The following is a 9,647-nucleotide window of genomic DNA, read 5'->3' on the forward strand; positions in this document are numbered from 1 at the left end:
GCCGGACTTTCCCATTGATGCACATCGGCTTGGTGGTGGCCGATGACTGAAGGGCGTGGGCTGGGGCTGAGGGGAACAGGATGACTGAGGGAGACTCGCAATGAAAACTACCGTTGTCCTATTTGCTCTTGCCCTGTCGCTGAGCGGCTGCAAAGACAAACCGACTGCTGCCGTACAGCCCACCTTGCCAGCCGTGTCCGCTGCTGCCACGTCCACTCAAGACGCTTTCGAGAGAGCATCGGATCAGTATTTGATTGACACCAACGCAGTAAAAACCGAATGCAGCGCCCTGTTTCCTGCAGACCGGTTGGCCGTCTACACCGAGAATGGAGAACGGGTCACGTGTGGTCAGCTCTCCGACGGGCTGGAGGGGGCACGGCGACGGATGGCCACTGCGCATGGGAAGAGCATGGCCGTACCTTGGGAGTCCAATAGGGTGTTCACGTCAAGCATTTTTGACATTGAGGATGATGGTCTGATGTCGGTTTATTTGTTTGAGCCGGAGCAGGCTGTCTTGTTCCAGTCTGAGCAATGATGCGTCTGGGGCGTGTGGTGGGGCTGAGGTGGTCAAAGTTGCGTGCGCTGACAACGGCATAACCTCGCACTGAAAGTGTGGACGCGAGCAACACCAACCCGGACTGTGCTCAACAGACGACGATGCACCCACACACCGCCACCAATCGCTGCTCTCCCCCTCATCTGGAGGACACGCATGAGACCGCCCCGCTCCCTGCTCTACTGGCCTGTCCTGGGCATTGCGCTCGCCCCGTTGCTGATGGCCCTGCTGGGCCTCACCCATCCTACCGACTTGACCACCAGTACCGTCCACCACTGGACGAGGCTGCATCTCTGGCTGATTCCCCTCTTTCCCTTGATCGGCGTGAACCTGTGGTGGCTGCTGTCTGACCTTCGCGGTTGGCTCCCCTGGGCCGCACGACTGGGCGCCTTCGTCTACGGCGTGTATTACCCAGCGGTCGATCTTCTGGCGGGCGTCGCGACCGGGCGACTCCTGAGCTCAGGCGTTGACCGGGATGCTCCAGCCATTTCCACGCTGTTTCAGCAGGGCAATGCCCTGGGGGATATCGGAAACATGGGCCTCCTGCTGTCCTGCGTGCTGACCATAGCCGCGCTGTGGCCACTAAGGGGTCGAGCGCTGTTGCCTGGGGCAGGGTGCCTGTTGTTGGGGGCGTGGCTGTTTACCGAGAACCACATCTACCGGCCCTGGGGGGTGCTGGCCATGCTGCTCCTGGCAGTGGGTTTCGCCGCGCTGATGTGGGTGAGACAGCGGCCTGCCAAGCAAGCCAATCCGGAGTACCGAGTGAACTGATGGGCCTGTAGGGGTGGTCAAAGTTGCGTGCGCTAGGGCATGCTATTGCAAGAGGATCAGGCAAGATCATAGACGGTAACGTCCAACCCTTGATCCACAAGCTCTTCATTGATCATCGCCTCGATCACGGCCCAGTCTCCCCCAGCTAAGCCCGCCCCGATCCGGGGCATGTGAACCGACGCACCTACCCGCTCAGCCTCTTTCCGCACGCGGGTGAGACCTTCACGGATCGCCTCATACCGAACTGGTGGCTGTGCCAGGTGCTGTCCCTTTCGAGCAATGTCATGCTGCCCGATCAGATTTGCAACGGTCAAGTCAGGCAGCACCTCGACAAATTGCACCTGCCCGAGAGCAAACGGCGTGGCTTCCTCTCCAGAAGCCCAAGCCTTGTATCGGCGTGCGGTCTCTGGAAAGCGTTGAGCCAAGGGGAGAACGAAGCCTCGACCCCACGCCCCGATGTCATTACAGACATGCACCAAAAGTTTTTGCCCAGCTCCCACTGGATGAACGGCGTCTCCGGAAACATAGTGAAGGGGCATATCGTCAGTCTATCCAGCATGGTTCAACCACAGAAACTGCTCTCCTCTCGCGGCAAAGCCAGGTCGGCGCAGCCCCTCCCATCAGCATCCACGCTTGAGGCAACACCCTGCCTCTCACCCGGTACCGTAGAGGTCATGGAACTGTACGCCGAACTGATGTCCGAGTACCTGAAGACGGCTCCTGATCAGGCGTGGCTGTATGCCGCCTGTGACTCCAATTACGACGGCAACGGGCAACTGATCCACTGGATGATCGAGCAGCCTGCATGTCCACAGGCCGCAGCGCTCGCCATCTTCTGGTACTCCGGTGCAGGCTACTCCGGTCAATTCCAAAGCCGAGACGACGTGCCCTCTCACGGGAAAGACACCTACGATTTTCTCCACACGATTCAAGACCGCCTGCTCTCTGGGTTTTATAAGACCACCGAAGTCGGTTTTAATCCGCGCAATGACCCGACCCCGATCGGAAGTCTGACCAAGCCCGGCCTCGACTGGACAACCCAGTACGAGGGCGGCGTCCACGTGCCAGAAGCCATGAAGCAGGCCATTCCTGGCAGCAACCTGGGCGTCTTGGATATGCCGGAAGACTGGGTCGAAGGGATGCCGCCGGAGATCTACGCACAGGTGGAAGCGTCCTATGAGGAAGAAGACGAAGATGACGAGTGAAGGACAACCCATGGTTGACAAGCAGGCCGTCAGTTGCATAAGAGTGTCCACTGACCAGCAAGAAGACCGTCATGGCCCCGAGCGGCAACGGCGGGACATTGAGCGCGAGGCAGCCTACGCAGGCCTGACACTCACGCACTGGCTAGAAGAGTCGGTCAGCGGCGCAAAGGGGGCACGGCAACACTCCAACAGTTACTACGACCTGGCGCGGGCGAATCCTGGCATGAACTTCATTTTCTCTGCCTCGAACCGGGTGGCGCGGCATGTGGAAATCATCGTGGGCATTGCCCGCGAGCTGCAGAAGTTAGGAGCCGTGGTCTGGGTGTCGGGCATCGGGAATCTCAGCCAGCCGCGCAACTGGAAGGAATTCCTCAGAGACGCGGTGGATGCCGAATCCGATTACACCAACATCGTTAAGCAGCTCACTGACGGGAAACGAGATAAGGCACAACTCGGCCACTGGGCACAGGGGCGCGTCCCATGGGGCTACAAGCTCGCTCGGGACGAACGGGGGATCTCCACCCTCCCTGTCATTGACGAGGCGGCGGCACGGGTCGTGAGGCGGGTATTCGAGTTGTACGCCACGCACGGCGGCAACACGCTGACGATGCGCCAACTGAACGCCGAAGGCCTCAAGACGGCTGAGGGGAAAGACTGGACGATCAGCGGGGTGGCAGCCATGATCCGCAATGAGCGGTACACCGGGCGGGCGCAGTTCTACGGCCACCTCGTCACCTATCCGGCCATCGTTGAACCAGAGTTGTGGAACCAGGTGCAGGGCGCCATTAGACACCGCCGCCGAGGGGAGCGGCTGACCACTGGCCCCCACCTGTTGACGGGAGTGGCCCGCTGCGGCTCGTGTGGCGGGGCCATGAGTTACATCCTCAGCAAGGGCAGTGGCCGGGGGCAGGCCAGAGACGGCGGCTACTACCGGTACCTGCGGTGCTCCCATGTGCCTCAGTGCAGCCATATGAAGAACTACCGAGTCGGTGAAATTGAGGCCGCAAGTTGGGAGGCCTTTACGCAAACCCTGGCTGATCCTGACCTGCTGCGCCCGCTGCTCACTGACGCGCCCCCCGCGCCGTCCAACCATTCGCGCCGCCTGGCCGAGATTGCTCAGGAGATGGCGGATACCCTCTCGCGGGCCGTGCGCTACGGTCTGCCGGATGATGTGGTGGAAGCGGCCTTGAAACCGCTGCAACTGGAACAAGAGCGGCTGACGCGGGAGGATGCGCCCTTGCCTGTGCCTGAAGATGCTCTGACGCCGGAAGTGCGGGACATTGCAGCGGGGTTGAGTGCAGGCCTGCCACACTTGGAACCGGAAGGGCGGCGGGAGTTGCTGACGGCGCTCCGGGTTAGACTGTCGGTTGAACCGGGTGGGGCGGTTTCAGTGACCGCGTTAGACCTCCCACGCGCTTAACAGGAGATACACGATTATGGACATGAAGAAATTGATGAAGCAGATGCAGCAGGCGCAGGCCGCCGCCGCCAAGATTCAGGACAACCTCGCCGCGCAGTCGGTGGAGGGCACGGCCAGCGGGCTGGTCACGGTGACCATGAGCGGCCACGGCAAAATCACGGCTCTGAAAATCAAGCCTGAAGCCGTAGACCCTGACGACGTGGAAGCCCTCGAAGACCTGATTCTGGTGGCCATGCAGGACGCCACCGCCAAAGCCGACGCCCTCCAGCAAGACGCCACACGCGGGCTGGGCCTGCCCGGATTTTGAGCGGGCGTCCGGCGGCTAGTGGGGGAGAGGCATGAAATACCCGCCTTCCCTCGTGGCCCTGATTCGCGAGCTGTCGCGCTTGCCGGGCATCGGCCCCAAGAGCGCCCAGCGGCTGGCCTTCCACCTGTTCGAGCAGCCCCGCGAAGACATAGAGCGGCTGGCCGGGTCGTTGTTGGCGGCCAAGCGTGACCTGCATGTGTGCCCGATCTGCTTCAATATCACCGACGCAGACCGCTGTGACGTGTGCAGCGACCCCAACCGAGATCAGAACCTGATTGCGGTCGTGGAGGAACCCGGCGACGTGATCGCCATCGAGCGCAGCGGCGAATACCGGGGGCTGTATCACGTGCTGCACGGCGTTCTGAGTCCTATGAACGGCGTCGGCCCCGATAAGCTGCACATCCGGCCCCTGCTGCCGCGTGTGACGGAAGGCATGGAAGTGATTCTGGCCACCGGAACCACCGTGGAGGGCGACGCCACCGCGCTGTATTTGCAGCGGTTGCTGGAGCCTCTGGGCGCACTGGTGAGCCGGATCGCCTACGGGTTGCCGGTGGGCGGCGCACTGGAATATGCCGACGAAGTGACGCTGGGCCGGGCCATGACGGGGCGGCAGCGGGTCAGTAAGTAGCGTCTCAGGGGGCGTGGTCAAAGGGTCTAAAGGTCTAGGGTCTAAGGTGCTGGGGTGGGTTCGTTTGCTGGTGCTTAGTGCCTAAAACTCTCCAGAACGCTCAAAAATCAACGTTTCTTCCCTGCTTAGACCCTTCGGCCCTTGACCCTTAGACCATCTCCACCCAACCTCGGCGTATCGTTCTTCCCATGAGCGATACGCCCGTTTCTTTGCCTACAGCCCCAGCTCCCCCCGCCGATTGGATGCTTGTGCCTACCCTGCCGGGCCGGTTTATTACCCTGGAAGCCCTGACAGAAGCCCACGCCGAAGCACTGAACTCGGGGGCCGACGCCGATACGGTGGCGATGTTGGCGCGGGGCGGCCCGGAAGAAGCCACCGCCGAAGCGTGGGCCAGCTATATTACGCGGCTGAATGCCCTCCCCAACCGCATCAACTGGGCGGTGTTGCTGGGCGGGCAAGCGGTGGGGCGCATCAGCTACAGCGAGGTCAAGACCTCTGACCGCTGGATGGAAATTGGCACGATGTTGCTGCCGGGCGCACGCGGCGGCGTGGTCAATCCCGAATCCAAACTGTTGCTGCTGACCCGTGCCTTCGAGGTGTTGGGAGCCAACCGGGTGCATTTCAAGGTCGATGCCCGCAACGCCCGCAGTCTCGCCGCAATGCGGAAGATGGGAGCGGTGGAAGAAGGCACGCTGCGCCAATATCAGGTGCGCCCTGACGGGTTTGCCCGTGACAGCGTGATATTCAGCATCTTGCAGGATGAATGGCAAACCGTGAAGGCAGGGCTGCAAGCGCGACTGACAGCGGCGGCCTCTTAAGTTCACCCTCAGATTTGATGAGAACTATCCCAAGCTTGTCATAACCGACCTGTTAGCCTGAAAGGGCCATGCTTGCCCGCACCCCTGTTACTGCCCTGTTGACCGCCGCTGTGTTTGGTTTTGCCCCAGCGCAGGCCTTAATCGTGCCCATGACCGGCTGGACACCTGTAGCGGGCAACGCCAACGAGTGGGTAGACGGCGCGGGCGCGTGCCTTCTGCGCGAGGAAAAACACGGTCAGGCTTTCCCCACCTTCAAGACGCAGGATCAGGCCCGCGCTTTTGCGTTCAAGCTGCAATCCAAACTCAGCGCCCGCAAAGTCCGTGAGGTGGTCACGCAACCGGTAGACCGAGCCGGGGCCTGGAGCATTCTGGCGTCGTACTCTTACGAGCAGGGCGGCGTCACTTACCGCATCAGCCAGCTGTACCTCAGCGACAGCGGCATCCTCCGTACCGTGACGGGCAGCAGCGCCGAGTTCGAGGGCAGCCCATGTGTCAACGCCATGCGCGAGTTTTTGCGGTATCTGGCCGACTGAGCCAGAACGCTCAGGCCCGGAAAGCAAAGCACAGGTCACACCAAAAAGCAGGGCCGACGCACGTTGAAGCGTCGGCCCTGCTTAAATTTTGCTACTTAGGCTTGCTCGGCTGCGGCCTTCAGCTTGTTGATGGCTTTGGCGAGGCGGCTCTTCTTGCGGGCGGCGGTGTTCTTGTGCAGGGTGCTGCCCTTGGCGGCCTTGTCGATCAGGCTCTCGGCCTTGCTCTGCACGGCGGCGGCGTCGGCCACGTTCTGCTGGGCGGCTTCCACGGCCTTCTTCACGAAGGTTTTGATGGTGCTCTTGCGGCTGCGGTTCAGCATGCGGCGCTTCAGGCTCTGGCGGTGGCGTTTCTGGGCAGATTTATGACGTAGGGCCATGTTCGTTCTCCTTATTCTCCCAAATTCATCTTAGATGCATTCGGGGCGGTTCCCACGCTGGGGAACTCGACGCACCGGGCAATTTCGGTTGCCTTCGGCGCACCCGCTCAGGCCGCGTTGAGCCTGATCCGGGGTTATCCAGACTGCCTAGAAATGAATCAGAGGCAAAATGGGCAGCTTCGCTACTGTATCCGGTATGGCGGATTGGGTCAAGCGGTAGACTGCACGGCGTGAGCTTCCGGCCCAAAAAACCACGCCCCAGCCCTGATCTCGAGGGCGAACGGCCTGCCAAACCCGCCCGCGTCCCCACCCCCGAAGAAGCCCGCGATAACCTGCTGGCCTACGCCTTCCGTGCGCTGGGGGCAAGGGCACTGACCGCCGCCGAATTGCGGGCCAAATTGCAACGCCGCAGCGATGATGAAGCACTAATCGAGCAGGTGCTGGAGCGCGTGCAGGAGCTGGGGTATCAGGACGACGCACAGGTGGCGCAGGCCGAGGGAGCGCGGCGCGGCATCGGCGGTTTCCGGGTGCGTCAGACCCTCAAGCGCCGGGGCGTGACGGCCCCACTGATAGACGAAACCATGCAGGCCCGCGACCCCGACGATGAGCAGACGTCGGCCACCGAATTGCTCAGCCGCCGCTGGCCCAGCCTCAGCCGCAAGCGCGATCCGCGTTCCAGCGCCTACGGATTCTTGGCGCGGCGCGGCTTTCCCGGCTCTGTTATCTGGAACGCTATCCGCGAGGTCAGCGCCGAGCACATTGACGATGAAGATGCAGTGGAGCCGGAGTTTATAGACGATGACGAATAAGGGCGGCTGCGATTGAAGCGGTCTAAGGGTCTAAGGTCGAAGCGTCTAAGAACGGTAGAAACCTTAGACCCTTAGACCGCCCTGCCCGACCCCTCGACATTCCGGCGCGTGAACGCCCACCCCGTCAGCCAATTGGCCTGTTTCTTCTAAGTTGCCAGCGTGCTTGACACCCCCAATCGGCCCCGCGTAAACTGCCGATTGCACCAAAGCGGCCCCAACTGGCGCGGCGGGCCGTGGAATCGGGGCGTAGCGCAGCCTGGTAGCGCACGTCGTTCGGGACGACGGGGTCGGAGGTTCGAATCCTCTCGCCCTGACCACGCCGGAAGCCTCCCTGCTTTTGGGAGGTTTTTTTTGTGCGGCCCTGCCTCCGCCTTCGGTTATGCTGTAGCCCGCTGCCGTGTTCAGTCTGCCTTTCCCTTTCCGCCGGAGTGCCCCTATGCGCGTGTTTGCCATTGCCGATCTGCACCTTGCCACCGTGATTCCCAAACCCATGACGGTGTTTGGGCCGCAGTGGGCGGGCCACCCGGACGCAATTTGGGCATACTGGCGCGAACTTGTGTGCGAGGAAGACGTGGTGCTGCTGCCCGGCGACCTGTCTTGGGCCATGCGCCTGCCTGACGCCATGACCGACCTGACTGTGGTGGCGGGCCTGCCGGGAACCAAGGTGCTGCTGCGAGGCAACCACGACTATTGGTGGCCCACAGCCAGCCGCCTGCGTGCCGCGTTGCCGCCCCGAATGCTGGCGGTGGTCAACGACGCCGTCCGCGTGGGTAACGTGGTGGTCTGCGGTTCACGCGGTTGGACGACGCCCGGACACGAGGCGCTGAATGTCGAGGACGAGCGTCTGCTGACCCGTGAAGCCGAGCGCCTGAGCCTGAGCGTGAAGGCTGCCCAGGCCCTACGGCAACCCGGCGATCACTTCCTGATGATGCTGCACTACCCGCCCGCCTCACCGCCCTACCCACCCAATCCCCTGACCGACGTGATCGCGGCGGCGCGGCCCGATCTGATCGTGTACGGCCACCTGCACGGCGTTCCACTGGAGCGGGCCATTCATCAGGTAGACGGCATTCCAGCCTATTTGGTGGCCGCCGATGGGCTTAAGTTTCGGCCCAAACTGCTGCTGGATACGGGAACGGTGGAGACTGGAGAACAACTCGGCTGATCTTGCGGCGCGTCATCCTCGCGCCGCCACCACCAGCGTCACCACCAGGGCGGCGAGGCCCATGCCGATACTGCTCGCGGCCCCAGTCAACTCGCTTTCCTCGCGGGCGCGAGCGGTGCCGATGCCGTGGGCTACGGCTCCCAGCGCAATGCCGCGTGCCAGTGGATGCCGCACGCCCAACAGGGTCAGGAAGGCGGGCAAGACCAGCGCTCCCAGCAGGCCCGACAACACCGCCAAGGTTGCCGCCAGTGCCGGAGTCGCCCCCGTGATCTGTGCCAATTGCAGCGCAACCGGGCTGGTGGCCGGAGCCGTTGCCAGTGCCCGCTGTGCATCCAGACCTAAGCCCAGCACACGCGGTAGCAGGGTATCTACGGCCACGCCTACCAGTGTGCCCGCCGTTCCACCCAGCAACAGCGCCTGCCATTGCCGCGCCAGCAGCCCACGCAAGCGGTACAGCGGCACAGCCAACGCCACCACCGCCGGGGCCAGGAATGCAGAGATGGGTTCTGTGGCCCGCGTGTACGTTTCGTAGGGTGTGCGCGTGAGCAGCAGTAGGCCGCCCAGCAGCACGGTTGCCAGCAGCGTCGGATTCAGCAGCGGCGACCTCAGGCGCACCTGCAGCACGGTGCCCAGTGCAAAGGCCAGCAGGGTCAGGGCCAGCCAGATCATCTTGGGCCATCACCATCTGCCCGCACCAGCCTCGCTGCCAGCAGTCCGGCTACGCCTGCCCCCAGCAGCAGTCCCGCCAGCATGACCAGCAGCCACAGCCCCCACGCGGCCCCTGCTCCCAGAAATTGAATGGCTCCCACGGTGGCCGGGACGAACAGCAGCCCCAGGATGCCCAATAGCCCATTGGCGGCAGGTTCTATCCAGTAGAGGCGTACCAGACGCAGGCTCAGCGCGGCCCATAACATCACCATGCCCACCACCGATCCCGGCAGGGGCAGATGCAGCAGCCTGATCAGTCCTTCTCCGAGTGCCGCAAAACCGACCAGAATGCCCAGCCCCAACACCACGCGCAGCGGCGGCGTCAGGGCAGCGGTCTGGGAAGGCATCCG

Annotated in this window: 14 protein-coding genes and 1 tRNA gene; 11 read left to right on the forward strand and 4 right to left on the reverse strand. The window is 62.8% G+C overall.

The genetic code is table 11. The annotated features are described in order from the left end of the window. Positions 1-100 precede the first annotated feature (100 nt). Both M1R55_RS11560 and M1R55_RS11565 read left to right on the forward strand, forming a co-directional pair. Positions 101-535, forward strand: a complete 435-nt coding sequence (locus tag M1R55_RS11560) for a hypothetical protein (RefSeq protein ID WP_249391916.1) — start codon at positions 101-103, stop codon at positions 533-535. 177 nt (positions 536-712) lie between these two features. After that, positions 713-1,327 carry a hypothetical protein gene (locus tag M1R55_RS11565; protein WP_249391917.1) on the forward strand — a complete coding sequence of 205 codons (615 nt, stop codon included), beginning with the start codon at positions 713-715 and terminating at the stop codon, positions 1,325-1,327. A 56-nt stretch (positions 1,328-1,383) separates the two neighbouring features. Here M1R55_RS11565 and M1R55_RS11570 read toward each other — a convergent pair whose 3' ends face one another. After that, positions 1,384-1,866, reverse strand: coding sequence for an Appr-1-p processing protein (locus M1R55_RS11570; RefSeq protein ID WP_249391918.1), 483 nt, complete (start codon positions 1,864-1,866; stop codon positions 1,384-1,386). Between the two features lie 135 nt (positions 1,867-2,001). Here M1R55_RS11570 and M1R55_RS11575 point away from each other — a divergent pair, with 135 nt between their 5' ends. The 6 genes from M1R55_RS11575 (at position 2,002) to M1R55_RS11600 (ending at position 6,238) form a co-directional block, all read left to right on the forward strand. Then, complete coding sequence (locus M1R55_RS11575; protein WP_249391919.1) at positions 2,002-2,532, forward strand: DUF4274 domain-containing protein; 531 nt, start codon at positions 2,002-2,004, stop codon at positions 2,530-2,532. 10 nt (positions 2,533-2,542) lie between these two features. Next, a complete protein-coding gene (locus M1R55_RS11580; RefSeq protein WP_249391920.1) occupies positions 2,543-3,952 on the forward strand; it encodes a recombinase family protein in 1,410 nt (469 codons plus the stop codon). A 16-nt stretch (positions 3,953-3,968) separates the two neighbouring features. Beyond that, positions 3,969-4,259: a YbaB/EbfC family nucleoid-associated protein gene (locus M1R55_RS11585; protein WP_064015165.1), complete on the forward strand. Its 291-nt coding sequence runs from the start codon at positions 3,969-3,971 to the stop codon at positions 4,257-4,259. A gap of 31 nt (positions 4,260-4,290) precedes the next feature. After that, the gene (gene recR / locus M1R55_RS11590) at positions 4,291-4,887 is read left to right on the forward strand and encodes a recombination mediator RecR (protein ID WP_064015164.1); all 597 of its coding nucleotides are present in this window, start codon (positions 4,291-4,293) and stop codon (positions 4,885-4,887) included. 188 nt (positions 4,888-5,075) lie between these two features. After that, positions 5,076-5,705: a GNAT family N-acetyltransferase gene (locus M1R55_RS11595; RefSeq protein WP_249391921.1), complete on the forward strand. Its 630-nt coding sequence runs from the start codon at positions 5,076-5,078 to the stop codon at positions 5,703-5,705. Positions 5,706-5,773: 68 nt separating this feature from the next. Beyond that, on the forward strand, positions 5,774-6,238 hold the full coding sequence (locus M1R55_RS11600) for a hypothetical protein (RefSeq protein WP_249391922.1): 465 nt from the start codon (positions 5,774-5,776) through the stop codon (positions 6,236-6,238). A gap of 95 nt (positions 6,239-6,333) precedes the next feature. On the opposite strand, the gene rpsT is transcribed toward M1R55_RS11600, so the two are convergent. Further along, positions 6,334-6,615, reverse strand: a complete 282-nt coding sequence (rpsT, locus tag M1R55_RS11605) for a 30S ribosomal protein S20 (RefSeq protein ID WP_136365122.1) — start codon at positions 6,613-6,615, stop codon at positions 6,334-6,336. A gap of 230 nt (positions 6,616-6,845) precedes the next feature. Between rpsT and recX the strand changes: the two genes are divergently transcribed. The 3 genes from recX to M1R55_RS11620 all read left to right on the forward strand — a co-directional run bounded on the left by recX (position 6,846) and on the right by M1R55_RS11620 (position 8,589). Further along, positions 6,846-7,424, forward strand: a complete 579-nt coding sequence (gene recX / locus M1R55_RS11610) for a RecX family transcriptional regulator (RefSeq protein WP_249391923.1) — start codon at positions 6,846-6,848, stop codon at positions 7,422-7,424. A gap of 240 nt (positions 7,425-7,664) precedes the next feature. Further along, positions 7,665-7,741, forward strand: a tRNA-Pro gene (locus M1R55_RS11615). Positions 7,742-7,860: 119 nt separating this feature from the next. Beyond that, a complete protein-coding gene (locus tag M1R55_RS11620) occupies positions 7,861-8,589 on the forward strand; it encodes a metallophosphoesterase (RefSeq protein WP_249391924.1) in 729 nt (242 codons plus the stop codon). 12 nt (positions 8,590-8,601) lie between these two features. Here M1R55_RS11620 and M1R55_RS11625 read toward each other — a convergent pair whose 3' ends face one another. Next, positions 8,602-9,258 (reverse strand): LrgB family protein, encoded by a 657-nt coding sequence (locus M1R55_RS11625; RefSeq protein WP_249391925.1) that lies wholly within the window; start codon positions 9,256-9,258, stop codon positions 8,602-8,604. After that, a complete protein-coding gene (locus M1R55_RS11630) occupies positions 9,255-9,644 on the reverse strand; it encodes a CidA/LrgA family protein (protein ID WP_249391926.1) in 390 nt (129 codons plus the stop codon). Before M1R55_RS11630 ends, M1R55_RS11625 begins: the two co-directional genes overlap by 4 nt. Positions 9,645-9,647: the final 3 nt, after the last annotated feature.

Source organism: Deinococcus sp. QL22, assembly GCF_023370075.1.
GTDB lineage: Bacteria > Deinococcota > Deinococci > Deinococcales > Deinococcaceae > Deinococcus.